Consider the following 24,960-nt stretch of genomic DNA (forward strand, 5'->3'; position numbering starts at 1 on the left):
TCGTGCACGAGCAGGTAGGCGATCTCTTCGAACTCGCAGGTCGTCGCGATGTCGAGAATGTCGTAGCCGCGATAGTGCAGGTCGTTGCCGGTCTTCCCGACCGTGCACAACGCCGTGTTGCCGGCCGTCACGCCCGACAGCGCGACGGACTTCTTGGGTTTGAATGCGCCGCTTTCTGGTGTTGCCGCGGCTTGTGTTGTCTCGCTCATCTCCAGCAATCTCCTGTATGCCCGCTCGTTTGTGATGCGGCGGTATGTCGATTACCTGCGGCCCGACAGTCGCGACGCTCCAGCGGAAAGTCGCGCTTCTGAATGGTTTCGTTGCTTTGATCGCTCACGACACAGCACCCACGGACGCAACAGCAGCGCCGAACAGCGGTTCAGCTTCATCCGGCACCGTGCGGCCCGTCGAGCGCGCGCGACGCAGCACCGACCAGTAGTAGCGATAGCTCGCGCGGTCGTGCAGCGTGTCGTGATGGCGCGTCGGGCCCCACTGCGCGGATTGTGCGGCCAGCAGGATTTCGGCAGCGGTGGTGATTTCTTCGTCACGCGGCGCGAACGCCGCGACGATTGCCTGAATCTGCGCCGGATGGATGCTCCACATGCGCGTGTAGCCGAATTCGTTGCGGGCGCGGCTCGCGTCGCTCGCGACGACGCTCATGTCGCGAATTTCGGTGCTGACATTGTGCGACGGAACCTTGCCATGCGCGTGGCATGCCGCCGAAATCTCGAGCTTGGCGCGCCGTACGAGCGGATGGTCGAACTGGCCGGGCGAACGCATGGCGCTGTCGGGAATCGCGCCATCGTGCGCCGAGACGAAGTCCATCAGGCCGAAGCTGAGCGCCTCGACGCCCGGCAAAGCAGCGAGATCGAACACGCGGGAAAGCGCGCCGTGGGTTTCAACCAGCAACTGAACGGAGACGGGCTGCGCGATGCCGAGTTCGCGGCGCGTGGCTTCGATGAACGCGCACATTTCGGCGGCATCGGGCACGTTGCGGATCTTCGGAAGGGTGATGTACGCCGGCGCGCGCTTCGCGGCGCGCAGGATCAGGCGCACGTCGTCGCGCCAGTGAGGATGCTGGAAATCGTGAACCCGCACGCCGACGCGGCCGAAGCGGTCATGCTCGCTGCCGAGCAGCGACGCGACCAGCTCCGCGTGTTCCGCCTCGCGGCCGACCTGTGCGCCATCCTCGCAATCGAGCGTGATGTCGAATACGGGCCCCAGCTCCTGCTGCAAGGCGAGCGATTTCAGCATCAGCTTTTCGCTGCCGGCGTAGTGATCGCAGGCAGGTAGAACAGCGGGTGGCGCTTCGCCTTCGAACAACACTTCGGCGGGGGAAAGGGCGCGCATCTTCGGCGTCAGGGGCGTGGGTGTCTGTTGATCAAACTGATTCGGGCGCGCTCTGCGGGACAGAAGCCCGGCAAAACGCGTTCGGATCAGGTGCGAAAGCCGGGATTGACGCTGGGTTGGAACAAGCCGTCATTCGCGCATCCGCACGTGAAAAAACCGGAACCCGTCGCACTGCAACGGAGTTCCGGTTCGTCTGCATCAGCGATTAACCAAGCAGATGCTGCACGCCGTCGCGCTCTTCGAGCAGCTCGTTCAGCGTGTGATCCATCTTTTCGCGCGAGAAGGCGTCGATGGCGAGGCCTTCGATACGCTTGTACTCGCCGTTTTCGCACGTCACCGGCACGCCGTAGATGATGTCTTCCGGAATGCCATACGAACCATCCGACGGAATACCCATCGTGACCCACTTGCCGTTCGTGCCCAGCACCCAGTCACGCACGTGATCGATCGCTGCGTTCGCTGCCGATGCTGCCGACGACAGGCCACGCGCTTCGATGATCGCCGCGCCGCGCTTGCCGACGGTCGGGATGAACGTGTTGCGGTTCCATTCCTCGTCGTTGATCAGCTTGGTCAGGTCCTGACCTTCAGCCGTTGCAACGCGGAAATCCGGGTACATCGTCGGCGAGTGGTTGCCCCACACAGCGAGCTTTTCGATCGAAGCGACCGGCTTGCCCGACTTCGCGGCCAGTTGCGACAGCGCGCGGTTGTGGTCCAGACGCAGCATGGCGGTGAAGTTCTTCTTCGGCAGATCCGGCGCCGACTTCATCGCGATGTATGCGTTCGTGTTGGCCGGGTTGCCGACCACCAGCACCTTGACGTCGCGGCTCGCCACTTCGTTCAGCGCCTTGCCCTGAACCGTGAAGATTTCGGCGTTGGCGGACAGCAGGTCCTTACGTTCCATGCCTTTCGAACGCGGACGGGCGCCAACCAGCAGGGCGACGTCGGCATCCTTGAATGCAACCTTCGGATCGTCGGTGATCACGACGCCCGACAGCAGCGGGAAGGCGCAGTCATCCAGTTCCATCACGACGCCTTTGACGGCGGCTTGCGCTTGCGGCAGGTCCAGCAGTTGCAGGACGACCGGCTGATCCTTGCCGAGCAGATCGCCATTGGCGATGCGGAATAGCAGGGAGTAAGCGATTTGACCTGCGGCGCCGGTGACGGCAACGCGCTTTGCGGGCTTAGCCATTGAGAATTCTCCAGGACGATGCGTTAGACGCTAAGGGAAAACGCCATTCTATATGCGCGTTGCTCGAAGCGTCGGTTAAACACAGCGGAATTCGCAGCGCGCGTACAGCCTGTAATGAAGCTGGAAGGCGTGCTGCGGCGAGACCACCATGCCGGAAAACCTGTGCCTGTACGGCCGAGCGGGGAAAACGGGAAGCGGCGTGCGCTGCATCTGGCCGCTGCATGACGCGGGCCCTGCAACAGCGTGTTCCGGAAGCGTCTGACGAAGCACTGACGACGGGCGAATCGAAACCTGAACTGCGTGAGGGAACGGCGTGGTGCAGGGCGGCTTTCACAGCGCGGCGGTCATGCAAAAAAGCGTGGCTCGACCACCCGCAAACCCTTGCTCGACAAGGAGTGTAGGAGTCGGGCGACGCAAAGTCAACATTATCTTATGTCTTATATAAGACATAAGTATTGCTGGGAAATCTCTGGACGAGGAGCGGCGCTTTATGATGAAATGTGTAAATGACTTCGAACCCGGCGAGCACCGCGAATCCGATCGGCCCGGCCGCGGCTGGCCCGGGTGCGCCTGCTTCTGTGTCCGCTTCTGTGCCTGTCTCCGCGCCGGCTTCGTCGCCCACGTTCAGTCCACTCTACCAGCAGATCAAGGGGCTCATTACGCAGAGCCTTGAATCCGGCGAGTGGAAGCCTGGCGAGATCATTCCAAGTGAAGTCGAACTCGCGGCACGTTACAAGGTGAGTCAGGGCACCGTGCGCAAGGCGATCGACGAACTCGCCGCTGATAACCTGCTGGTCCGCCGTCAAGGCAAGGGCACCTTTGTTGCAACGCACAACGAAGACCGCGCCCAGTTTCGCTTTCTCAGATTGCTGGCTGATGACGGTGTCGAGCATCCGCACGTCAGCCGTCTGCTCGAATGCCGGCGGCTCCGCGCTTCGGCCGATATCGCCCGCCAGCTCGACCTGAAGCCGGCCGACCCGGTCGTGCTCATCAAACGCCTGCTGCAGTTCGACGGCGAAACCACTGTACTCGATGAAATCTGGCTGCCCGGCGGCGTGTTCCGCGGGCTGACGCTCGAGCGTCTTTCCGAGTACAAGGGCCCGCTGTACGCGATGTTCGAAACGGAATTCGGCACGCGCATGATCCGCGCGACGGAAAAGATCCGCGCAGTTGCCGCAGACCCGTCGGTTGCGGACCTCCTGCACGTGCCGGCCGGCTTTCCGCTACTCTCCGTCGAACGCGTTTCGTATACCTATGGCGATCGTCCCGTCGAAGTGCGGCGCGGATGGTATGTCACAACCGGGTATTACTATCAGAATGACTTGAACTGAATGACGGCGCTGCGCCGCGCGCGCAGCCCGTATGAAGACGCCTTTATCGCGCGTGTCGCAACAGTGTTGAGCGTTGTTACGCTGCAGCGCGAAAAGAAAAGGCGCTAAAATCGCGGATTAGTGTGACTACAAGTAGGGGTCTAGCATGGCTGAAGCCGTAAAAAAACCGAGGCCGGAGTTCCGGAACATCGGTATCGGGCAGATACTGACGGCATATCGTCTCCCACTAGCGGGGCGCGTGTCGATCCTGCACCGCGTGAGCGGTGGGCTGCTTTTTGTTTTTCTTCCGTTCCTGCTGTACCTCTTCGATCAAAGCCTCACCTCAGAACTCAGCTTCGAAGTCTTCAAGGGTTTCCTCTCCAACATCATCGTCAAGCTCATCACGCTCGTTCTCGCGTGGGCCTTCCTGTTTCACTTCTGCGCCGGTATCCGTCACCTTGTGATGGACATGCACTACGCAGTTTCGAAGGAAGGTGGCAAGCAGACGTCGGTCGTCGTGCTGGTTGTGTCGTCGCTGCTCACGATTGTGTTTGCGGCAAAACTGTTTGGAGCGTTCTAAAAATGGCAGCCAATAACCGGATCGGCTCGAAGCGTCTCGTCGTCGGCGCGCATTACGGCCTGCGCGACTGGCTCGCGCAGCGCATCACTGCCTGCATCATGGCGGTCTATACCGTCGTCCTGCTTGCGCTGTTCTTCGGCGCACACGATTTCTCGTATGACGGCTGGGCATCGATCTTCGCGATGCAATGGATGAAGCTCGCCACGTTTGTCACGCTGGTGTCGCTGTTCTATCACGCGTGGGTTGGCATCCGCGACATCTGGATGGACTACATCAAGCCCACGGGCCTCCGTCTGTTCCTCCAGGCGCTGACGATTGTCTGGCTGCTCGGGTGTGCAGGCTACGCTGCGCAGATTCTCTGGAGAGTGTAAAAGAATGGCTGCAATCAAAAATTCTCTGCCGCGTCGCCGTTTCGACGTGGTTATCGTCGGCGCGGGCGGCTCGGGGATGCGCGCTTCGCTGCAACTCGCGCGCGCGGGCCTCTCGGTCTGCGTGCTGTCGAAGGTGTTCCCGACGCGTTCGCACACGGTGGCTGCCCAGGGCGGCATCGGTGCATCGCTCGGCAACATGAGCGAAGACAACTGGCACTATCACTTCTACGACACGATCAAGGGTTCCGACTGGCTCGGCGACCAGGACGCGATCGAGTTCATGTGCCGCGAAGCACCAAACGCTGTCTACGAACTCGAACACATGGGCATGCCGTTCGACCGTAACGCGGACGGCACGATCTACCAGCGCCCGTTCGGCGGCCACACCGCGAACTACGGCGAAAAGCCGGTGCAACGCGCCTGCGCGGCGGCTGACCGTACCGGTCACGCGCTGCTGCACACGCTGTACCAGCAGAACGTCGCGGCGAAGACGCAGTTCTTCGTCGAATGGATGGCGCTGGATCTGATCCGCGACGCCGATGGCGACGTGCTCGGCGTGACCGCGCTGGAAATGGAAACCGGCGACGTCTACATCCTCGAAGGCAAGACCACGCTGTTCGCCACGGGCGGCGCAGGCCGGATCTTTGCGGCATCGACCAACGCGTTCATCAACACCGGCGACGGCCTCGGCATGGCGGCCCGTTCGGGCATCGCGCTGCAGGACATGGAATTCTGGCAATTCCACCCGACCGGCGTGGCCGGCGCGGGCGTGCTGATCACCGAAGGCGTGCGCGGCGAAGGCGGCATTCTGCGTAACGCGGACGGCGAGCGCTTCATGGAGCGCTACGCACCTACTTTGAAGGATCTGGCGCCGCGCGACTTCGTTTCGCGTTCGATGGACCAGGAAATCAAGGAAGGCCGCGGCGTGGGTCCGAACAAGGACCACGTGCTGCTCGACCTGTCGCACATCGGCGCCGACACGATCATGAAGCGTCTGCCGTCGATCCGCGAAATCGCGCTGAAGTTCGCGAACGTCGACTGCATTAAAGAGCCGATCCCGGTCGTGCCGACCATCCACTACCAGATGGGCGGCATTCCGACGAACATCAACGGCCAGGTCGTGGGTACGTCGAAGGGTCACGAAGATCCGGTCAACGGCTTCTACGCTGTCGGCGAATGCTCGTGCGTGTCGGTCCACGGTGCGAACCGCCTGGGCACGAACTCGCTGCTCGACCTCGTGGTGTTCGGCCGTGCGGCCGGCAACCACATTGTCAAGCACGTGAAGGAAATCAAGGAGCACAAGCCGCTGCCGGCCGATGCTGCTGACTTCGCGCTATCGCGTCTCGACAAGCTGGAGAAGTCGTCGTCGGGCGAATACACGCAATCGGTCGCGAACGACATCCGTTCCACGATGCAGGCGCATGCCGGCGTGTTCCGCACGTCGAAGCTGCTGGCCGAAGGCGTCGAGCGGATTCGCGAAGTGGCTGAACGTGTAGACAACATCCACCTGAAGGACAAGTCGAAGGTGTTCAACACCGCACGCGTCGAAGCGCTCGAAGTGGCGAACCTGATTGAAGTGGCCCGCGCCACGATGGTCTCCGCTGAAGCGCGCAAGGAAAGCCGCGGCGCGCACGCACAAAACGACTTCGAACATCGCGATGACGAAAACTGGCTGCGCCATACGCTGTGGTTCAGCGAAAGCGACCGTCTCGACTACAAGCCGGTTCACATGCAACCGCTGACCGTCGAATCGGTGCCGCCGAAAGCGCGGACCTTCTAAGGCACAAGTCAAAGGAATTCAAAAATGGCCAAGCGTACATTTGAAATCTACCGCTACGATCCGGATAAGGACGCGGCTCCGCGCATGCAAACGTACGAGATCGAAATCGATTCGCACGAGCGCATGCTGCTCGACGCGCTGCTCAAGCTGAAAGCTGTCGACGAAACGCTGTCGTTCCGCCGTTCGTGCCGCGAAGGCGTGTGCGGTTCGGACGCGATGAACATCAACGGCAAGAACGGTCTCGCGTGTCTGCAGAACATGAACGATCTGCCGCAGAAGATCGTGCTGCGTCCGCTGCCGGGCCTGCCGGTTGTGCGCGACCTGATCTGCGACTTCACGCAGTTCTTCAACCAGTATCACTCGATCAAGCCGTACCTGATCAACGATACGCCGCCGCCGGAAAAAGAGCGCCTGCAGTCGCCGGAAGAACGCGACGAACTCGACGGCCTGTACGAGTGCATTCTCTGTGCAAGCTGCTCGACGTCGTGCCCGAGCTTCTGGTGGAATCCGGACAAGTTCGTGGGTCCGGCGGGCCTGTTGCAAGCCTATCGTTTCATCGCAGACAGTCGCGACGAAGCGACGGGTGAACGCCTCGACAACCTGGAAGATCCGTACCGTCTGTTCCGTTGCCATTCGATCATGAACTGCGTCGATGTGTGCCCGAAGGGCCTCAACCCGACGAAGGCGATTGGCAAGATCAAGGAATTGATGGTTCGCCGCGCTGTCTGAGATGGACGGATTACCGCATCAGTCCGACCCTCTTCGCCGCGCGCGCCTTCGCTGGCGCGCGCGGCGCGGTTTGCTGGAAAACGATCTGATCTTCGAACGTTTTTTCGGCCGATATGAGCATGACCTCAGCGATGCCGACGTAGGTGCACTTACGCGTCTGCTCGAGCTGAGCGATAACGACCTGATGGACTTGCTTCTCTCGCGCAAGGAACCAGAAGGCGACCTTGCCGACCCGGATATCAAACGGGTGCTGGAGCTGCTGCGCGCTGTGTGAGCGTCACGCGCGTGCGCACGGTTGTTTTATCCCGGCGTGCAATTATCGAAACCCTGTTTCCATACTTCGATTGAGGATGTGCTATGACCCCGTCAGATGTTAAAGCCACGCTATCGTTCAGCGACAATTCGCCGAGCGTTGAAATGCCGATTTACAAGGGCACGATGGGCCCGGATGTAATCGACATCCGCAAACTGTACGGCCAGACCGGCAAGTTCACGTACGACCCGGGCTTCATGTCGACGGCGGCGTGTAATTCGGCGATCACGTACATCGACGGCGACAAGGGTGAACTGCTGTATCGCGGCTACCCGATCGACGACCTCGCACAGAACGCCGACTTCCTCGAAACCTGCTTTCTGCTGCTGAAAGGCGAACTGCCCACTGTCGCGCAGAAAAAGGAATTCGTCGACACCGTCACGAAGCACACGATGGTGCACGAGCAGATGCACTTCTTCTTCCGTGGCTTCCGTCGCGACGCGCACCCGATGGCGGTGCTGGTTGCAGCAGTTGGTGCGCTGTCGGCGTTCTATCACGACTCGCTGAACATCAACGACCCGCGTCACCGCGAAGTGTCGGCGATCCGCATGATCGCAAAGCTGCCGACGCTCGTCGCCATGGCGTACAAGTTCAGTATCGGCCAGCCGTTCGTGTATCCGAAGAACGATCTGTCGTACAGCGCGAACTTCATGCACATGATGTTCTCGAACCCGTGCGAAGAATACAAGGTCAACGACGTGCTGGTGCGCGCGCTCGACCGTATCCTGATCCTGCACGCTGACCATGAACAGAACGCATCGACGTCGACGGTTCGTCTGGCTGGCTCGTCGGGCGCGAATCCGTTTGCGTGTATCGCGGCTGGTATCGCGTGTCTGTGGGGCCCGGCGCACGGTGGTGCGAACGAAGCCGCACTGAACATGCTGGAAGAGATCGGTTCGGTCGACAACATTCCTGAGTTCATCAAGCAGGTGAAGGACAAGAACTCGGGCGTGAAGCTGATGGGCTTCGGTCACCGCGTGTACAAGAACTACGATCCGCGTGCGAAGCTGATGCGCGAAACGTGCCATGAAGTGCTCGAAGAACTGGGCCTGCACGACGACCCGCTGTTCAAGCTGGCCATGGCGCTCGAAAAGATCGCGCTGGAAGACGAATACTTCGTGTCACGCAAGCTGTACCCGAACGTCGACTTCTACTCGGGTATCGTGCAACGCGCGCTGGGCATTCCGACGTCGATGTTCACGTGTATCTTCGCGATGGCACGTACGGTCGGCTGGATTGGCCAGTGGAACGAGATGATCGCCGATCCGGAACAGAAGATTGGCCGTCCGCGTCAGCTGTTCATCGGCGAAACACCGCGCGAAGCAAAGCCGATCGAAAAGCGTTAATCGGCAGGTCGTACCGGCTGCAGCGGATGGCTATTCGCTGCATCGCACACAAAACGCCCCGACGGAGTTTCCGTCGGGGCGTTTTGTCTGGTGGCGCGTGACGCGACGCGATTGCGGCGGCGCTAGAAATCGTAGCGTGTGCCGATCGTGCCGCTAAAGCCGCTGACGTTTCCGCCGAGCACTGCCCCGAGCTGGGCGCGCACGCGCCAGCGGGCGTTAAGGCGTCCGTTCAGTCCGACGTTGATATCGGCGAGATTGCGCGAGCCGTCGACGGAAACCGTCCGGTTGTTCATCGCGAGCTGCGTCTGTCCGCGGGCATAGCGCCAGGCGGCTTCGATGAACGGCGCGACGCGCGTTGTCGCGGACGTATCCAGCGAGCCGCCAATCCGGACGCCCAGCCGCGTCACGATGCCGTTAGGACTGGAAAAACTCACTGTCGTGCCGGTAGCCTGCTCGAACACTGTGTGGTCGAAATAGCCATTCCAGATGAACTGCGCGAGCGGGGTGACGACAATGCGTCCTCCGCTAAATGGACCAAGCGCGTAACCGCTTTCGAGCGATGCCGACACGGTCTGCGAATGGTAGGACTGGCCGGGAAGCGCGTCGCCCTGCACGCTGTTGTTCTGCGTGCCATAGAGCAGCCAGCTGTCGACATAAGCGCCGAGGCGGCGCACGTCGTCCTGAAACCACGTCGCATAAAGGCCGGCTGCATAGCTGTCGACGCCTCCGGTCGCGCGGTTCACGTTGTCCGCAGCGGTCGCGCGGGTGTCGACGTGGCCATAGCCCGCCATCGCGCCAAGGTGGATGCGGTCGTTGTCACCCCTAAGCGGCCACACGCCGATATCCGAGCCGAGATGCAGCAGCCATCCCGTATCCGACAGATGGACACGGCCGCTGGCGGCATCTGTGGATTGGCCGCTACCCTCGATCCGGACCCACGCGCTCGATGGATGACGCGCGTTTGAGTCCGTATCGGTCGTGTCTGCCATGTCGGCTGTGTCGCCGATCCGGTCGTGCAGCGCATGATTGAAGAGCGTCGCGGCCGCGTGCGCGTTGCTCAGGTAAGCGCCAATCTCAGGTCGATAACGAGGCTGCGGCGGACCGGGCGGCTGCGGCGGTTCGGGTGGAGTTGGCGGCGCCGGTGGCGTGACCGTCGAGCGCAGATACCATTGCCCATCGGATGCATCACGTTCGAGCGCGTACTCGTAGAGACCGGCGACCGCGCGGCCCGCGAGCACGAATGCGGTCGACGTCGATGCCGCACCCTGCGCCAGCGCGACAACGCGAATGCCTACATTCGTCACATCACCGGCGCCGCCGACGTTCGAAACATGCACGGCGGTGCTGCCAGCCGCCTGAGCGCCACTTCCGCTGATGAACAACCGGTCACTCGGCGAGTCATCCCCGCCGAGTCGCGTGTTCAGCAGCAGGTTGCCGGTGCCGGAGTAACCTCCGCCAACCAGCAGACGATTGCCGGGTTGTGCGCCGCGCAGATCGATGGTGCCGTCGTTTCGCAGCGCGCCGGTGATGGTCAGTGTTCCGCCGCCCTGGCCGCGCAACGACGGCGCGGCGTCGGCGGCTGTGAGCGTGCCGAGATTGAGCACGTCCCCCGTGACGAAGCCGTATCCGCCGAGCGTGCCGCCCGCGGCGATCGCGACGCCCGTCGCGGTGACAAGCGAAGCGGCCGGATGCGCGGCATCGCCGACCAGCAACGTCCCGCCGCCGTCGATCAGCACGCCGCCGGGATCGACCTGCACCGTGCCAGTCAGCCGTAGTACGCCCTGCTGGACAAGCAGCGCGTCGGACGCGCTGCCGGTGAGCGTCACAAGTCCGGAGAGTGTCCAGTCATTGCCCACCATGACGAGCGAGTCGAAGCCCGATATCGCGCTGTTTTCGCTGCCACTGTCGGCGAGTGCCAGCTGGTTGCCAGAACCGTTGCTGACGAGCGCTCCGTTCACGACCGAGCCGGGGCCGACCACAAAATGCCGAGCTTCGGCAAATTGACATCCTTGCCGAGGGCGATCAGGTTGTTGTCGCCGGAAAGCTGGATTGCTGTTGTGCCGCCCGTCAGCGTGCCGACGTTGTAGATAGTGTTGTCGTCGCCGGTGAGTGCGAGCGCAACACCGGCATCCATACCGGCGATGATGCTGCCCGCGTTGACGATCACGTTGCCGTTGGCGCTCGCGGATATCGCCGTGCCTTGCGGATTGCGAATCACGCCGTAGTTGAGCGTCTGACTTTGGGCGGCGCTCTTCAGCAATACGGCGGGCTTGCTGGTACTGCCGCCTTCGATAACGCCCGTGGACGTATTGATGATCGAGTAAAGACCGCTGCCGAAGAACCAGATCGCGTAACTGGACGTCGAGATCAGACCAGCGTTCAGCAGGGTGACGTTAAATGCGCCGTTAGACACGACGCCATACGTGCCATTGAGGACGCCCGTCGCGCGGTTCTGGACCCGCGCGCCCTGGCCCGTATAGACGGCGGAAGACAGCGTGCCGGTAATCTGGCCTTCGTTGTAGACATCCATCGACGCCACATCGGTATGCACCCCATCCGGGCCGGAGATGATGCCGCCAGCGTGGTTGTAGATCACGCCTCCGTTGGTGAACTGAACGCCGGAGGGTCCATTGGCGCTGGACGCGTTCGACTGGATCACGCCGAAATTGTCGACGCGCGCGCTACCGGGATCCAGGCTGCCCAGCTTCAGGGCGCTGCTGGGGGGTGTACCTGTTGTGACGAGCAGCGTTCCGTAGTTCGTCAGTTGCCAGTTCTGCGTGGCGCCGCCCGTTATGACTGGCCCTGTGTTGTCGATCGTGGTGCCTGGCGGGACCATGAAGACGGCTTCGCCCGGCCAGGTTGCATCGAGATTGACAGGTATGCCGCTGCTGGCAGGTAACGTCACCGTTGCGCCGACGGGCGCGGCGGCGACCAGAAGCATCAGATACACGTAGTGCCGCCTGCAGCCCGACGCCGGTGCAGACCCTGGTTCGGCCTGCCGGCCGGCGGCTGTGATCGCGAACAGATGCATAGCAACGCCACGCTGTACGTCCGCAGCGGGCGTGGGTCCGTCCGCCTGAACGAAGCCTGGGGGAGGAGCCGGTGAGCCCGTTGCGGAGCTATCTGGAGTTTGTGTTTGCGTCCTGTTGTGCGTTATAGCTCAGGGAGCGATGGCTGTCGACCGGCGCCATTCAGCCGCGTTTCGCCCGCCGCTCCAGCGAAGGCGAGCGCCTGTCCAGCGCCACCGGCGCTTCAGGCTCCGGCGCACGCCCGTGCATTTCGAAGAAGCGTCGCCAGGCGCTCGGTGTCATGCCGCGCGCCGCAAGAAACTGCCGGTTGAAATTGGCGAGGTTCGGAAAGCCGGCTTTCGTCGCAATCATCGCAACAGGCCAGGTCGTCTCCGTGAGTTGCCGCGTTGCATAACCGAGGCGCAACCGGATCAGATAGCGACCGACGCTCTCGCCGACATGCTGGACGAAATATCGATGCAGCGAGCGCTCCGAAAGACTCGCGACTGCGCACAGTTCCGCGATGCGAAGCGGCTCGTTGAAGCGGCGATCGAGCAGATCGAAAACGCGGTTCAGTCGCTCGGCTTCGGACGCCGTGCCGGATGCAGTCACGCGCGCTGACGTGTTCGCGCGGATATGCGCAGAAGACGACGCAAGCGGCACGGCGTCTTCGTCATCGGCGAGTTCGGCGAGCGTGTCCAGCACGGCCGAAAGCCGCGTGCGAGGTGACGCATCGAGCAGCAGAGGCAGCCTCGCGCGCATCGCCGCGGCGCACCCTGCGCCGAAGCTCAAACCCGGCGCGCCGCGTCGCAGCAACTTGCGCAGTGCCGCATACTCCGGGCAGCAATCGGCCATCCGCCGGACCCAGTCGCCGCTGAACCATATGACGAGCGCGACCAGCGGCGCGCGTGTGTCGATGGGTTCCGTCGACGACCACGTGTGCGGCATATCGGGCGGCACGAGCACGAGATCGTCGCCTTCGTAACGGGCGACGTGGTCGCCGATAAACCGCTGGCCGCGGCTGTTCATCGTGAGCGTCAGTTCGTACTCCGGGTGGTGATGCCACTCGAACGGAATCTGCGCAAGCTGCCGGTGGTATACGCGCACGGAGCAGCCGTCGGGAATCGTGACGCGTTCGTATTGCGGCTTCATCGATCGAATCCGGTCACGGTCAAAGACGCCGGGAATGGCTGGATTGTATCGGTAACTGGCCGGATAGCACATCCCGCATTCACCCAGGACGCCTAATCTGGCGGGACACAATCGATAAACCCAGGAGACAGGCCATGCCCCTCATCATCGACAACCTGCCGGACGCGATCCGCTCAACCAAACGCACGCTGCGCGCCGCACTGCCGAACTACCGGCAGGTATTCCAGGAAGTAGAAGGCGCGATGAAGCAGCAGATCGACGCCATCGTGAGCGAGCGTGAGTGCGGTATCGGCACGATCCCGACGCTCGACTATGCGGCGATCGCGGCTGGCAATGTGGATCCGCACATCGTCGCGCAGATCCGGTCGCGTGGCGCATGCGTGGTGCGTCGCGTGTTCGATCCACGGCAGGCGGGCGACTGGAACGATGAAATCGGCCAGTACGTCGAGCGCAATAACCTCGACGAGCGGCTCGCCAATCGTGCGGAAGACAAGTACTTCGGCTCGCTTTCGTCGAGCAAGCCGCAGATCTACGGTGTGTACTGGTCGAAGCCACAGGTCGAAGCGCGGCAGTCGCAGGAATTGACGCGCACGCGCGTGTTTCTCAATCGACTGTGGCGCTCCGAAAGCGAAGGGCGTCAACATTTTGATCCTGAGCGCGTGCCCGTCTACGCCGACCGGTTGCGTCGGCGGCCGCCTGGATCGGAATCGCTGGGGCTTTCGCCGCATACGGATGGCGGCTCCGTCGAGCGCTGGCTCGATCCGAATTTCCGGCAGGTGTATCGGCATGTGCTGTCAGGCAACTGGCGCGAATACGATCCGTTCGATGCTGCGTTTCGTCCTGACGTGCAGGAAATTCCTTCGCCGGCCGTGTGCTCGATGTTCCGCACCTTCCAGGGCTGGACAGCACTGACGCCGCAAGGTCCGGGCGATGGCACGCTTCAGTTGATCCCGATTGCGAATGCGATGGCGTACGTCGTGCTGCGCGCGTTGCAGGACGATGTACCTGACGACGAACTTTGCGGCGCACTACCGGCCCGCGCGCTGTCGATCAATCCGCAGTGGCATGGCCTGCTGCTCGAAGCCGTGACGCCGGTTCCACACATGCAGGCCGGCGACGCCGTGTTCTGGCACAGCGACGTCGTGCATTCGGTTGAAGACGCGCATCGCGGCACGGGTTACAGCAACGTCATGTACATCGCCTCCGCGCCGTGGTGTGCGAAAAACGAGGCCTATCTGAAGCGTCAGTTGCCGAGCTTTCTGCGCGGCGAAAGCCCGCCCGATTTTCCGGCCGATCACTTCGAAACGGATTTCATTGGGCGCGCTCAGGAAAGCGATCTGACGCCGATGGGACGCGATCAAATGGGCTTCGACCGGTAGCGGGTTTGTTTTTACTTCATTGAACCGTCGAGATCGGCACTATCGAGCAAGGCGACAAAGACGGGCCGCATCGCTGACGGCCCGTCATCCCGGGTGTCGCTATCGATCGTCTTTTGTGACCAGTTGCAACGGCGTCTCGATGAATCGGGATAATTCGCGCTGCTTGCGATTTTCGGTAATAGCCTTGAGCGCGAAATCAACGCCGAACACGGCCTGTCTGTCGGCGAACTGGTTCATCGTTGCAACGACAAGGCCCTTGCGAAGCAGGGGCTTTATGGCATCGATATCGTTGTAGCCGGTGATGTACACACCGCCCGTTCTGCGTGCACCACGAACGGCGTCGACCGCCCCCATTGCCATATTGTCGTTGCCGCATAGAAGCGCCCGAAGCCGCGGGTAGGCGTTCAGAATTCTCGACGCGGCCTCGTTACCGTTTCGGTATTCCCAGGCGCCGGATTGTATGGCGACGATCCTGGCGCCCGCCGCGCTCATCGCATCTTTGTAGCCGGCCGTGCGCTGCTGCGCGTTGCGGTCAGCGGATATGCCTTCGATGATCCCGACTTCGTCGCCCGGTTTGAGTTTTGTCGCCAGATAGTCCCCGACTATCCTCGCGCCCTTTCTGTTGTCAGGTCCGACGAAAGGGACCGGGATGCCGGCAGCGTCATCGAAGGGGTTGTCGATCGCAATCACGATGATTCCGGCGTTGATGGCGCGGGTTGCCACAGGTATCAGCGCTTTCGAATCGGTGGGGGCGATGACGATGGCGCTCATCCTGGCGTCGATCAATTCATCGAGGATGCGCATCTGCGCGGAGGTGTCGGCTTCTGTTGTGGTCCCCCGCACGGTAAGGTCAAGTTGCGATGAATAGTGCTTCTGATAGTTCTGCGCGCTGTTTGCCATCGCGACGGTGAACGGGTCGGCGAGCGACTTCAGCACAAGGGCAATCGTCACCTTGCCGACCTGCGTCGCCTGGGCATCTCTTGCCGATATCAGACCGGCCGCTGCGAGCGTGCCAGCGACGAGCATGCGCCGGCGCATCCTCTGAGCCATGGATCCTTTCTCCTCCAGCGCGAAGCCGACTGTACGGCACGCGCATTCGTACACGCGCTTCCCTGTAGGGTCACACGGGCAATCCTGCTCATATTCTTCCATAACGCGTGGGTCACCAGATCGGCTGCGCAATTAACGAGTTCGCGAGGAACCTGAGGAAATGAATCGACCGTTCGAGGCCTCCGCAGTCTGTCGAAGGCGTATGTCGACGGAGCCTGCACGCTGAGGCGACAGAACAGGCTTCATTTGCCAGGAACCAGATCGCCGCAAAGCCTTGCCGGGTAACGTCGATACAGGTATCGACACTACCAGCCAACTCCATGTTTTTTATCGGTTTTCTTCGCGCCTGTGAGCATCGGGTGTCATCTGCGTGGCATAATTGACCGGACACGGATTGCCCTCGCAGTTATTACTACCCCGCATACCATGGCACAGACTCTCTACGACAAATTGTGGAACACGCATGTGGTCCACACGGAAGAAGACGGCACGACGCTTCTCTATATCGACCGTCACCTGCTGCACGAAGTCACGAGCCCGCAGGCGTTTGAAGGCCTGAAGCTGGCTGAGCGTCCGGTGTGGCGCATCAGCGCGAATCTGGCCGTGTCCGACCACAACGTGCCGACCACGGATCGCAGCCACGGCATCACTGATCCGGTGTCGAAGCTGCAGGTCGATACGCTCGACGCGAACTGCGACACGTACGGCATCACGCAGTTCAAGATGAACGACCTGCGTCAGGGCATCGTGCACATCATCGGGCCGGAGCAGGGCGCCACGCTGCCGGGCATGACGATTGTCTGCGGCGATTCGCACACGTCGACGCACGGCGCGTTCGGCGCACTGGCGCACGGCATTGGCACATCGGAAGTTGAGCACGTTCTCGCGACGCAAACGCTCTTGCAGAAGAAGAGCAAGAACATGCTCGTGAAGGTCGAAGGTGCGCTGCCGCGCGGCTGCACCGCGAAGGACATCGTGCTCGCCATCATCGGCAAGATCGGCACGGCAGGTGGAACGGGCTATGCCATCGAATTCGGCGGCTCGACGATCCGCGCGCTTTCGATGGAAGGCCGCATGACGGTGTGCAACATGGCGATCGAAGCGGGCGCGCGCGCCGGCATGGTCGCCGTCGACGACACCACGATCGAATACCTGAAGGGCCGTCCGTTCTCACCGGAAGGCGTCGAGTGGGATCAAGCTGTGGAATACTGGAAGCAGTTCACTTCCGATGCCGACGCGAAGTTCGATCGCGTCGTCGAACTGAATGCCGCTGAGATCGTGCCGCAGGTCACATGGGGAACGTCGCCAGAAATGGTGACGTCGATTGACGGTCGCGTGCCGGATCCGGAACGCGAAAAAGATCCGGTCAAGCGCGACGCGATGGAGCGCGCCTTGAAGTACATGGCGCTCGAACCGAACCTGCCGATTGAATCGATCAAGCCGGACAAGATCTTTATCGGCTCGTGCACGAATGCACGCATCGAAGACCTGCGTGCCGCTGCATATGTCGTAAGGAAGCTGGGCCGCCGGGTCGCACCGAATATCCGTCTCGCGATGGTCGTTCCGGGCTCGGGTCTCGTGAAGGCGCAGGCCGAACGCGAAGGCCTCGACAAGGTGTTTCTCGATGCCGGCTTCCAGTGGCGCGAACCCGGCTGCTCGATGTGTCTGGCGATGAACGCCGACCGGCTCGATCCGGGCGAGCGTTGCGCTTCGACCTCGAATCGCAATTTCGAGGGTCGTCAGGGTGCGGGTGGCCGCACCCATCTCGTGAGCCCCGCGATGGCCGCCGCCGCGGCGATCGAAGGGCATTTCGTCGATATTCGCAAGCTTGGATGAATCGCATGATGAACAGTATCAATCGCCTCACGTTGTTGCGTCGCCTCGCGCTGGGTTCGCTGGTGGCCGTGTTGCTAGGTCTTACGGGCTGCAACACGGTGCACGGATTCGGCGAAGACATGTCGCATCTCGGCAACTCGATCAGCAATCACGCTGAGAAATAAGCGGATTTTGATTTTTTCCGGCGATGGCCTGGCTGCTCTGCGGCCACGCGCATCGCCCGCTTTTGAACAGGCGCAAGCGTCATGGATAAATTCACTGTACACACCGGCGTCGTGGCGCCACTTGATCGCGCGAACGTCGATACCGACGCGATCATTCCGAAGCAGTTCCTGAAGTCGATCAAGCGCAGCGGCTTCGGCCCGAACGCGTTCGACGAATGGCGTTACCTCGATCACGGCGAGCCGGGCCAGGACAATTCGAAGCGCCCGCTGAATCCGGACTTTGTGCTGAACCAGGCGCGTTACCAAGGCGCTTCGGTGCTGCTGACGCGCGAGAACTTCGGCTGCGGCAGCTCGCGTGAGCACGCACCGTGGGCGTTGCAGCAGTACGGCTTTCGCGCGATCATCGCGCCGAGTTTCGCCGATATCTTCTACAACAACTGCTTCAAGAACGGTCTGCTGCCGATCGTGCTGACCGAACAGCAGGTCGACCATCTGTTCAACGAAACGTACGCGTTCAACGGCTTCAAGTTGACGATCGATCTCGAGGCGCAGGTTGTGCGCACGCCGGATGGCGGCGCCGGGTATCCGTTCGAAGTCGCGGGCTTCCGCAAGTACTGCCTGCTGAACGGTTTCGACGATATCGCCCTCACGCTGCGTCACTCGGACCTGATCCGTCAGTACGAAGCGGAGCGGCTTGCAAAGCAGCCGTGGCTGAATCACCGCATCGTCGGATAAAGCGTAAAGCGTCTGGCTGGCGCGCTGATCGATCTGAGTGATCTGACGATCGATCGGGTACGCCTGCGCACTAACGAACACAAGGAATTCGCATGAAGATCGCAGTGTTGCCGGGTGACGGCATTGGTCCGGAAATCGTCAAGGAAGCCGTGAAGGTGCTGAACGCGCTCGACGAAAAGTTCGAGCTCGAAGAAGCGCCGGTTGGCGGTGCGGGTTATGAGGCGCAAGGCCATCCGTTACCGGAATCGACGCTCGCGCTCGCGAAGGCATCCGACGCGATTCTCTTCGGCGCCGTCGGCGACTGGAAGTACGACAAGCTCGAACGCGCGCTGCGTCCGGAGCAGGCGATTCTCGGTCTGCGCAAGCACTTACAGCTGTTTGCGAACTTCCGTCCGGCGATCTGCTATCCGCAACTGACAGGCGCTTCGTCGCTGAAGGAAGAAATCGTGTCGGGCCTCGACATCCTGCTCGTGCGCGAACTGAACGGCGACATCTACTTCGGCTCGCCGCGCGGCGTGCGTGAAGCGCCGGATGGTCCGTTCGCCGGCGCGAAGGAAGGCTTCGACACGATGCGCTATTCGGAACCGGAAGTGCGCCGTATTGCGCACGTCGCGTTTCAGGCGGCGCGAAAGCGCAGCAGGAAGCTGACTTCGGTGGACAAGGCCAACGTGCTCGAAACGTCGCAGTTCTGGAAGGACGTGATGATCGACGTGTCGAAGGAATACGCGGACGTCGAGCTGTCGCACATGTACGTCGACAACGCGGCGATGCAGCTGGTGAAGGCGCCGAAGTCGTTCGACGTGATCGTCACGGGCAACATGTTCGGCGACATCCTGTCGGACGAAGCCGCGATGTTGACGGGCTCGATCGGCATGCTGCCGTCGGCTTCGCTCGACAAGAACAACAAGGGCTTGTACGAGCCGTCGCACGGCTCCGCGCCGGATATCGCCGGCAAGGGCGTGGCGAATCCGCTGGCGACGATCCTGTCGGCCGCGATGATGCTCCGTTATTCGCTGAACAGGGCGGAACAGGCTGAGCGCATCGAAACCGCGGTGAAGAAAGTGCTGGAGCAGGGTTATCGCACCGGCGACATTCTCACGCCGGGTTGCAAGCAGGTCGGTACGGCAGCAATGGGCGACGCGGTGCTCGCAGCGCTGTAAGCCGTATTGACGCGTGGTATCGCGTAGTACAGCGCAGTAAAGGGCTAACGGGGCGCGAAGCGGCCCGTTAGCCTGCAAAACAGCGGGATTTGCGCGGTTTGGCGCCAGATTGCGATTTTCGTGTATATTCATGCGATGGCGAAGTTTCCTCAAATCTCCTCGATTTCGAACCTCCACGGCAAAACGGCCCGTGCGGTTGAGTTCGCCATTACCATCAAAACGCTCGTCAAAACGATTACCCCGAAAACGATCACGAAGCGCTGATCGTCCGTTGTGCCCGCCCGTCTTCCCCGCGCGGTCACTGCGGGCAAAGTTGCGGGGAAGCCTCCACTCGAAGGGTATGAAGTCATGAACGTAGGTCTCGTAGGTTGGCGCGGTATGGTCGGCAGCGTCCTGATGCAACGTATGCAGCAGGAAGGCGATTTCGATCTCATCGAACCGGTGTTTTTCAGCACCAGCAATGCGGGCGGCAACGCGCCGTCGTTCGCCAAAAACGAGACGAAGCTCAAAGACGCGTCGAGCATCGACGACCTGAAGAAGTGCGACGCCATCATTTCCTGCCAGGGCGGCGACTACACGAACGAAGTCTTCCCGAAGCTGCGCGCAGCGGGCTGGAACGGCTACTGGATCGACGCGGCTTCGTCGCTGCGCATGAAGGATGATGCGGTCATCATTCTCGATCCGGTCAACCTCGACGTGATCAAGAACGCGCTGGTCAAGGGCCAGAAGAACTTCATCGGCGGCAACTGCACGGTCAGCCTGATGCTGATGGCGCTCGGCGGCCTGTTCCGCGAAAACCTCATCGACTGGATGACGGCCATGACGTATCAGGCCGCATCGGGCGCGGGCGCGCAGAACATGCGCGAACTGCTGCAACAGATGGGCACGCTGTACGGCGCCGCGAAGGAAGACCTCGCGAATCCGTCGTCGGCGATTCTGGATATCGACCGACGTGTGCTGGAAGCGATGAACAGCGACCGCATGCCGACCAGCAACTTCGGTGTGCCGCTCGCCGGCTCGCTGATTCCGTGGATCGACAAGGATCTCGGCAACGGCATGTCGAAGGAAGAATGGAAGGGCGGCGCGGAAACCAACAAGATTCTCGGCAAGCCGGCCATGGGCGAAGCCGGTTCGATTCCGGTCGACGGCCTGTGCGTGCGGATCGGCGCAATGCGTTGCCACTCGCAGGCGCTGACGATCAAGCTGAAGAAAGACGTCCCGCTCGACGAAGTGAACAGCATCCTCGCGTCGGGTAACGACTGGGTCAAGGTCGTGCCGAACGAACGCGAAGCATCGATGCGCGATCTGTCGCCGGCAGTCGTGACGGGCACGCTGACGGTGCCGGTCGGCCGTCTGCGCAAGCTCGCGATGGGCGGCGAATATCTGTCGGCGTTTACGGTCGGCGACCAGCTGCTGTGGGGCGCGGCGGAACCGCTGCGTCGGATGCTTCGCATTCTGCTCGACAAGTAAAGTAAACTACGCGGTTACGACGCGTAGACATTCAGAAAGCGTCGCGCTTGCGCGGCGCTTTTTTCATTGTGTGCTCCGAATTCCTGTCACCATCCAACCCTAAACATGGGCAGCGCGAAGCCGCGCCAGAGCTCCCGATGACCGTTCGATTTCATTCCCTTCCCGCTATGGTTTCCAGTGTTCGCGCGGGCCGTCTGGCGGCCGCCGTTGCCTTTGCATTTGCATTGAGTGGTGCCGGCGCGGATATCGCGCGCGCAGCGACGACGGACGCGGCCAGCGCGCCTGCCGTCGTCGAGTCCGACGCGCAATACACGGTGCGTCCGGGTCAGTCGCTGAACGACATTGCGATTGCGCTCACGCAGTCGCACGATCGCGCGACTTTGGCGCGCGCGTCGAAGGCGATCTTCGATGCCAACCCGAATGCGTTCATGGGACACGATCCGAGCCGCATGCGGCTGGGTGCGGTGCTGAATGTGCCGTCGCTGGATACGTTGGGTGTCGTGGCCAGTGCGCCGGTTGCCGGGTCGGCTATCGCTGGGGCGTCGGGTTCGGTTGCAGGTTCGGCTTCCGCTGCGGCTTCTGCGGTGTCTGCTTCGCCGGCTTTAGCGGCTTCGGCGTCCACGTCCGCCACGATTACGCCGCCTTCATCGGCGAGTCAGGCCGCTGTGGCGAATACCGCGACTGTGAACGGTGCGAGCGTGCCGACGGGCGCGAGCGCGGCTGTGGCTTCGTCCGTAGCGGCGACCGGGGCATCGCAGCCCGCTGAACCGTCCGCGCAACCGCTTTCGACGGCGAGCGGCGCGCACGTGTGGACCGGGGCGATCCAGTCGGCCAGCACGCCGTCTGAAGGCGCGTCCGCCGCCGTGGCGCCCGCGACGACCGCTGTTGCGCCGCAGGTGGCGTCGCAGGCACGCACGTCGGTTTCCAGTCTCCAGCAACTGCTCGCGCTGAAGAACCGCGTGCTGATGGAATTGCAGAAGCACGGCATCGTGCCGGTAGTGAAGGCACCGCAAGCGGGCGGTGCGGCCGCTGCGCCGGCGAATTCGACGCAGCAGGGCAACCCCGGCGCGGCTTCCGCAAGCGCTGCGACGGCCAGTTCGGCCGTTGTGGCCGGCAACGTCGGCGCGGGTGCGGAGGGAATGTCGCCGGAACTGGTCGCAGGGATCGCGGCTGCAGTGGCGGCGGTCATCGCGCTGATCCTGAGTCTGACGGTGTGGCGCCGGCGTCGGCCGGCAGCGAATGCCGCCGGTGCGTCGCCGGTCGAAAGCGGGGTAGCCCCCAGCCGGGGCGCGGCACCGGCCGCGCCGCGTGCAAAAGAAGATGTGCAGGCCCAGGCCTTCCCGCCGGTGCCGCATGACACGCTCGAAGGCGCAACGGGCTCAGCGAGTCTCGCTGCCGCAGCCGGACTGGGCGCCGAAGCGTTGCCGCTGGAACAGATCGATCCGGCGTCGCATGCGCTGGACGAGGACGAAGGCGCGCGATACATCGGCTCCGGCGCGCGCGACGATGCGGCGTACGACACCGAAGCGGCAGAAGAGGCCCCGCAGCACATCGCGGCTGTTCTGCCAGCCGAAACCGCTCACGTCGAAGCGCCCGGCGAGCACATCGAGCCGGCGGCGCACGCGGAGCCCGTACAACCGGTCCTGGACGCACCGCCTCGTCACGCAGCGGCTGCTCATGCCGAAGCGCCGGCATCGCCGGTTGCCGAACCGGACGCACGCGTCGCACCGGACATGCATCATGACGCGCCGATCCAGCATGCTGCGCACGATGAACCACCGGTCGACCACGAAGCGGCTCGCGCTGTCGACGTAGGCGCACATGCACCGCTGGCCTCTGCGGAGGCCGCCGATTTGGCGCGCGCGGAGCCGCAGTTCGAAGAGAAGCCTTTCGGGTCGCAGCCGCCGGTCCCTGAACTCGACGTCGCTTCGTCGCCGACCTCGCAAACGCCGTTCGACGGTCTGCCGCACGCCACCGAATTCCCGCGCGCCGCTGCAGCGGCGCTCGGCAGCCTCGATATGTCGCTGCCGCCGCGCACGGAACCGTCGTCATCGCAGGCGCCGGCCGCAACCCAGCCGGTTGCGGAGCCGGAAGCCACGGCCCGACAGGCCTTTGCCTCGCCGCCCGTAGCGCCACGTGTCGCAGACGAAATCGGGGCCGGCACGGCTGGCTCCGCCGCGATCGCAGGGCTTGGCGCGATGCCGTTCGGCGCGCTGAAGCTCGATTTCGACCTCGAATTGCCGCCGGGCCCTGCGCAGTCACTTCCGGCGTTCACACAGGAAGATCTCGCGAAAATCGCGCGCAACAAGCTTGAACTCGCCGCCGAGTACATCGAACTCGGCGATCTGTCGGGCGCCCGCGCGCTGGTCCACGAAGTGATCGAGTCGAACGACGCCTCGACGCGCAACGAAGCGCGCGCGCTCCTGTCGACGCTCGCGCCGCTTTCGTAATGCGCATTGCTCTCGGCGTCGAGTACGACGGCACGGCGTTTTACGGCTGGCAGTCCCAGCCGCATGGCAAAACCGTGCAGGACGAACTCGAACGCGCACTGCGCGAATTCGCGCAGACACCGTTGCAGACGGTCGTCGCGGGGCGCACCGATACAGGCGTGCATGGGCTCGGTCAGGTGGTCCATTTCGATACCGGACTGGAGCGCGCGCCGTTCTCCTGGGTGCGCGGCACGAACGCTTTCCTGCCGAAAACGGTCGCCGTGCAATGGGCGCAGCCGATGCCGGACACGTTCCACGCCCGTTTCTCGGCGTTCGAGCGCACGTACTATTACGTGTTGTATGTGCATCCGGTCCGTTCGCCGATGCTGACGGGCCGGGCCGGCTGGATCCACACGCCGCTCGATGTCGACGCGATGCGCGCCGCGGCCGCCTGCCTGATCGGGGAACATGATTTTTCGGCGTTCCGTTCGTCGGAGTGCCAGGCAAAAACGCCGGTCAAGCATCTGTATCAGATCGACATCCGCCAGCAGGGCGACTTCATCCACTTCCGTTTTCGCGCCAACGCGTTTCTGCATCACATGGTGCGCAACCTGATGGGATGTCTTGTCGCGGTTGGCCGTGGACGTCATCCGGCGAGCTGGCTGGCCGACGTGCTCGCCAGTCGCGACCGGAATAACGCGGCGCCGACCTTCATGCCCGATGGCCTCTATCTCGCGCAGGTCGGCTATCCTGAGGCATTCGCGGTGCCGGCCGCGCACGCAGGCAGCGTGCCGTGGAGCACCGTATGGACGCAACCTGAATCATGACAACTCTCCCGCACGACCAGGCTGACCAGGCCAACCCGGCGCAGGCGCCAGACGCCGCGCTCCAGCATCGAACGCATCGCACACGCATCAAGCTGTGCGGCCTCTCGACGGTCGAGCACATCGCCCACGCGATCGATCTCGGCGCGGACGCGATCGGTCTCGTGTTCTATCCGGCCAGCCCGCGTTCGGTGAGCGTCGCGCAGGCCGTCGAACTCACCCGCGATATTCCGCCGTTCGTGTCGGTCGTGGGGCTGGTTGTGAACGCATCGCCGGAATGGATGCGTGAGGTCGCCGCGAACGTGCCGCTGACGATGCTTCAGTTCCACGGCGACGAGACGCCGGAGCAGTGCGAATCGCTCGCGAACATTGCGGGTTTGCCTTGGTTGCGCGCGATACGCATCGGGACCGATACTCAGCGGGCCGATTTGGTAGAATCGGCGCTTAACTATTCAGCAGCCAGCGCCCTCCTGCTCGACGCACTCGTCGACGGTTATGGCGGCGGCGGACAGGTTTTCGATTGGTCACTTATTCCTCCAGAGCTCGCGCGTCGGGCCGTTTTGAGTGGTGGGTTGAACGCGCAAAACGTCAGTGATGCGATTCATCGCGTGCGCCCGTACGCGGTCGATGTCTCAAGCGGCATCGAAGTACCGGGCGCGAAGGGCGTGAAAGATCACGCCCGGATGGCGGCCTTCGTACGCGCAGTGCGCGAAGCGGACGCCGGGTGATTCAGGTAGTGCTCCGGCTCGCAGAGCCGCGAAGCGCTCCATTCTGAGAAGAGTGAC

At 62.6% G+C, this 24,960-nt stretch carries 23 protein-coding genes; 16 read left to right on the plus strand and 7 right to left on the minus strand.

Annotated elements, in window-relative coordinates; translation table 11 throughout:
* The 3 genes from P3T16_RS02595 to P3T16_RS02605 form a co-directional block, all read right to left on the minus strand.
* Positions 1 to 209, minus strand: a 209-nt coding sequence (locus P3T16_RS02595) for a citrate/2-methylcitrate synthase (RefSeq protein WP_429341065.1), incomplete at its 3' end; no start/stop codon positions are given.
* Between the two features lie 124 nt (positions 210 to 333).
* On the minus strand, positions 334 to 1,350 hold the full coding sequence (locus tag P3T16_RS02600) for an HpcH/HpaI aldolase/citrate lyase family protein (protein WP_429254082.1): 1,017 nt from the start codon (positions 1,348 to 1,350) through the stop codon (positions 334 to 336).
* A 205-nt stretch (positions 1,351 to 1,555) separates the two neighbouring features.
* Complete coding sequence (locus P3T16_RS02605) at positions 1,556 to 2,539, minus strand: malate dehydrogenase (protein ID WP_429341066.1); 984 nt, start codon at positions 2,537 to 2,539, stop codon at positions 1,556 to 1,558.
* A gap of 506 nt (positions 2,540 to 3,045) precedes the next feature.
* On the opposite strand from P3T16_RS02605, the gene P3T16_RS02610 reads away from it, so the two are divergent.
* The 7 genes from P3T16_RS02610 (at position 3,046) to gltA (ending at position 8,968) form a co-directional block, all read left to right on the plus strand.
* Positions 3,046 to 3,870, plus strand: a complete 825-nt coding sequence (locus P3T16_RS02610; protein ID WP_429341067.1) for a GntR family transcriptional regulator — start codon at positions 3,046 to 3,048, stop codon at positions 3,868 to 3,870.
* 145 nt (positions 3,871 to 4,015) lie between these two features.
* Positions 4,016 to 4,429 (plus strand): succinate dehydrogenase, cytochrome b556 subunit, encoded by a 414-nt coding sequence (sdhC, locus tag P3T16_RS02615; protein WP_429254085.1) that lies wholly within the window; start codon positions 4,016 to 4,018, stop codon positions 4,427 to 4,429.
* 2 nt (positions 4,430 to 4,431) lie between these two features.
* Positions 4,432 to 4,800: a succinate dehydrogenase, hydrophobic membrane anchor protein gene (gene sdhD / locus P3T16_RS02620; protein WP_429254086.1), complete on the plus strand. Its 369-nt coding sequence runs from the start codon at positions 4,432 to 4,434 to the stop codon at positions 4,798 to 4,800.
* Between the two features lie 4 nt (positions 4,801 to 4,804).
* Positions 4,805 to 6,580: a succinate dehydrogenase flavoprotein subunit gene (sdhA, locus tag P3T16_RS02625; protein WP_429254087.1), complete on the plus strand. Its 1,776-nt coding sequence runs from the start codon at positions 4,805 to 4,807 to the stop codon at positions 6,578 to 6,580.
* Positions 6,581 to 6,604: 24 nt separating this feature from the next.
* On the plus strand, positions 6,605 to 7,309 hold the full coding sequence (locus P3T16_RS02630) for a succinate dehydrogenase iron-sulfur subunit (protein WP_090536777.1): 705 nt from the start codon (positions 6,605 to 6,607) through the stop codon (positions 7,307 to 7,309).
* A 1-nt stretch (position 7,310) separates the two neighbouring features.
* Positions 7,311 to 7,583: a succinate dehydrogenase assembly factor 2 gene (locus P3T16_RS02635; protein WP_429254088.1), complete on the plus strand. Its 273-nt coding sequence runs from the start codon at positions 7,311 to 7,313 to the stop codon at positions 7,581 to 7,583.
* A gap of 83 nt (positions 7,584 to 7,666) precedes the next feature.
* Entirely contained in the window at positions 7,667 to 8,968 is a 1,302-nt protein-coding gene (gene gltA, locus P3T16_RS02640; protein ID WP_429254089.1) for a citrate synthase, read from the plus strand.
* Between the two features lie 122 nt (positions 8,969 to 9,090).
* Here gltA and P3T16_RS02645 read toward each other — a convergent pair whose 3' ends face one another.
* From P3T16_RS02645 to P3T16_RS02655, 3 genes are all read right to left on the minus strand, one after another.
* The gene (locus P3T16_RS02645) at positions 9,091 to 10,926 is read right to left on the minus strand and encodes an autotransporter outer membrane beta-barrel domain-containing protein (RefSeq protein ID WP_429341068.1); all 1,836 of its coding nucleotides are present in this window, start codon (positions 10,924 to 10,926) and stop codon (positions 9,091 to 9,093) included.
* Positions 10,923 to 11,999, minus strand: a complete 1,077-nt coding sequence (locus P3T16_RS02650; protein WP_429341069.1) for a hypothetical protein — start codon at positions 11,997 to 11,999, stop codon at positions 10,923 to 10,925. Before P3T16_RS02650 ends, P3T16_RS02645 begins: the two co-directional genes overlap by 4 nt.
* A gap of 160 nt (positions 12,000 to 12,159) precedes the next feature.
* Positions 12,160 to 13,128, minus strand: coding sequence for a helix-turn-helix domain-containing protein (locus P3T16_RS02655; RefSeq protein ID WP_429341070.1), 969 nt, complete (start codon positions 13,126 to 13,128; stop codon positions 12,160 to 12,162).
* 134 nt (positions 13,129 to 13,262) lie between these two features.
* Between P3T16_RS02655 and P3T16_RS02660 the strand changes: the two genes are divergently transcribed.
* Entirely contained in the window at positions 13,263 to 14,507 is a 1,245-nt protein-coding gene (locus tag P3T16_RS02660; RefSeq protein WP_429341071.1) for a DUF1479 domain-containing protein, read from the plus strand.
* 99 nt (positions 14,508 to 14,606) lie between these two features.
* On the opposite strand, the gene P3T16_RS02665 is transcribed toward P3T16_RS02660, so the two are convergent.
* On the minus strand, positions 14,607 to 15,557 hold the full coding sequence (locus tag P3T16_RS02665; RefSeq protein ID WP_429341398.1) for a substrate-binding domain-containing protein: 951 nt from the start codon (positions 15,555 to 15,557) through the stop codon (positions 14,607 to 14,609).
* Between the two features lie 426 nt (positions 15,558 to 15,983).
* Between P3T16_RS02665 and leuC the strand changes: the two genes are divergently transcribed.
* The 8 genes from leuC (at position 15,984) to P3T16_RS02705 (ending at position 24,903) form a co-directional block, all read left to right on the plus strand.
* Entirely contained in the window at positions 15,984 to 17,393 is a 1,410-nt protein-coding gene (leuC, locus tag P3T16_RS02670; RefSeq protein ID WP_429341072.1) for a 3-isopropylmalate dehydratase large subunit, read from the plus strand.
* Between the two features lie 5 nt (positions 17,394 to 17,398).
* Positions 17,399 to 17,557: an entericidin A/B family lipoprotein gene (locus P3T16_RS02675; RefSeq protein ID WP_429341073.1), complete on the plus strand. Its 159-nt coding sequence runs from the start codon at positions 17,399 to 17,401 to the stop codon at positions 17,555 to 17,557.
* Positions 17,558 to 17,638: 81 nt separating this feature from the next.
* Positions 17,639 to 18,292 (plus strand): 3-isopropylmalate dehydratase small subunit, encoded by a 654-nt coding sequence (gene leuD / locus P3T16_RS02680; RefSeq protein ID WP_429254095.1) that lies wholly within the window; start codon positions 17,639 to 17,641, stop codon positions 18,290 to 18,292.
* Between the two features lie 92 nt (positions 18,293 to 18,384).
* Positions 18,385 to 19,452, plus strand: coding sequence for a 3-isopropylmalate dehydrogenase (leuB, locus tag P3T16_RS02685; RefSeq protein ID WP_429254096.1), 1,068 nt, complete (start codon positions 18,385 to 18,387; stop codon positions 19,450 to 19,452).
* Positions 19,453 to 19,800: 348 nt separating this feature from the next.
* Positions 19,801 to 20,922, plus strand: coding sequence for an aspartate-semialdehyde dehydrogenase (gene asd / locus P3T16_RS02690; RefSeq protein WP_429341074.1), 1,122 nt, complete (start codon positions 19,801 to 19,803; stop codon positions 20,920 to 20,922).
* 137 nt (positions 20,923 to 21,059) lie between these two features.
* The gene (locus P3T16_RS02695; protein WP_429341075.1) at positions 21,060 to 23,372 is read left to right on the plus strand and encodes a FimV/HubP family polar landmark protein; all 2,313 of its coding nucleotides are present in this window, start codon (positions 21,060 to 21,062) and stop codon (positions 23,370 to 23,372) included.
* Positions 23,372 to 24,178, plus strand: a complete 807-nt coding sequence (gene truA, locus P3T16_RS02700) for a tRNA pseudouridine(38-40) synthase TruA (RefSeq protein WP_429341076.1) — start codon at positions 23,372 to 23,374, stop codon at positions 24,176 to 24,178. Before P3T16_RS02695 ends, truA begins: the two co-directional genes overlap by 1 nt.
* Positions 24,175 to 24,903, plus strand: coding sequence for a phosphoribosylanthranilate isomerase (locus P3T16_RS02705; protein WP_429341077.1), 729 nt, complete (start codon positions 24,175 to 24,177; stop codon positions 24,901 to 24,903). Before truA ends, P3T16_RS02705 begins: the two co-directional genes overlap by 4 nt.
* Positions 24,904 to 24,960 lie beyond the last annotated feature (57 nt).

The organism is Paraburkholderia sp. GAS42 (genome assembly GCF_050436565.1).
In the GTDB taxonomy this organism is placed as follows: domain Bacteria; phylum Pseudomonadota; class Gammaproteobacteria; order Burkholderiales; family Burkholderiaceae; genus Paraburkholderia.

Excerpts from the sequence above, each read along its gene's own strand:
- P3T16_RS02600 (WP_429254082.1), bottom strand. The coding sequence starts at position 1,350 with ATGCGCGCCCTTTCCCCCGCCGAAGTGTTGTTCGAAGGCGAAGCGCCA.
- P3T16_RS02605 (WP_429341066.1), bottom strand. The coding sequence starts at position 2,539 with ATGGCTAAGCCCGCAAAGCGCGTTGCCGTCACCGGCGCCGCAGGTCAA.
- P3T16_RS02610 (WP_429341067.1), top strand. The coding sequence starts at position 3,046 with ATGACTTCGAACCCGGCGAGCACCGCGAATCCGATCGGCCCGGCCGCG.
- sdhC (WP_429254085.1), top strand. The coding sequence starts at position 4,016 with ATGGCTGAAGCCGTAAAAAAACCGAGGCCGGAGTTCCGGAACATCGGT.
- sdhD (WP_429254086.1), top strand. The coding sequence starts at position 4,432 with ATGGCAGCCAATAACCGGATCGGCTCGAAGCGTCTCGTCGTCGGCGCG.
- sdhA (WP_429254087.1), top strand. The coding sequence starts at position 4,805 with ATGGCTGCAATCAAAAATTCTCTGCCGCGTCGCCGTTTCGACGTGGTT.
- P3T16_RS02630 (WP_090536777.1), top strand. The coding sequence starts at position 6,605 with ATGGCCAAGCGTACATTTGAAATCTACCGCTACGATCCGGATAAGGAC.
- P3T16_RS02635 (WP_429254088.1), top strand. The coding sequence starts at position 7,311 with ATGGACGGATTACCGCATCAGTCCGACCCTCTTCGCCGCGCGCGCCTT.
- gltA (WP_429254089.1), top strand. The coding sequence starts at position 7,667 with ATGACCCCGTCAGATGTTAAAGCCACGCTATCGTTCAGCGACAATTCG.
- P3T16_RS02650 (WP_429341069.1), bottom strand. The coding sequence starts at position 11,999 with ATGCATCTGTTCGCGATCACAGCCGCCGGCCGGCAGGCCGAACCAGGG.
- P3T16_RS02655 (WP_429341070.1), bottom strand. The coding sequence starts at position 13,128 with ATGAAGCCGCAATACGAACGCGTCACGATTCCCGACGGCTGCTCCGTG.
- P3T16_RS02660 (WP_429341071.1), top strand. The coding sequence starts at position 13,263 with ATGCCCCTCATCATCGACAACCTGCCGGACGCGATCCGCTCAACCAAA.
- P3T16_RS02665 (WP_429341398.1), bottom strand. The coding sequence starts at position 15,557 with ATGGCTCAGAGGATGCGCCGGCGCATGCTCGTCGCTGGCACGCTCGCA.
- leuC (WP_429341072.1), top strand. The coding sequence starts at position 15,984 with ATGGCACAGACTCTCTACGACAAATTGTGGAACACGCATGTGGTCCAC.
- P3T16_RS02675 (WP_429341073.1), top strand. The coding sequence starts at position 17,399 with ATGATGAACAGTATCAATCGCCTCACGTTGTTGCGTCGCCTCGCGCTG.
- leuD (WP_429254095.1), top strand. The coding sequence starts at position 17,639 with ATGGATAAATTCACTGTACACACCGGCGTCGTGGCGCCACTTGATCGC.
- leuB (WP_429254096.1), top strand. The coding sequence starts at position 18,385 with ATGAAGATCGCAGTGTTGCCGGGTGACGGCATTGGTCCGGAAATCGTC.
- asd (WP_429341074.1), top strand. The coding sequence starts at position 19,801 with ATGAACGTAGGTCTCGTAGGTTGGCGCGGTATGGTCGGCAGCGTCCTG.
- P3T16_RS02695 (WP_429341075.1), top strand. The coding sequence starts at position 21,060 with ATGACCGTTCGATTTCATTCCCTTCCCGCTATGGTTTCCAGTGTTCGC.
- truA (WP_429341076.1), top strand. The coding sequence starts at position 23,372 with ATGCGCATTGCTCTCGGCGTCGAGTACGACGGCACGGCGTTTTACGGC.
- P3T16_RS02705 (WP_429341077.1), top strand. The coding sequence starts at position 24,175 with ATGACAACTCTCCCGCACGACCAGGCTGACCAGGCCAACCCGGCGCAG.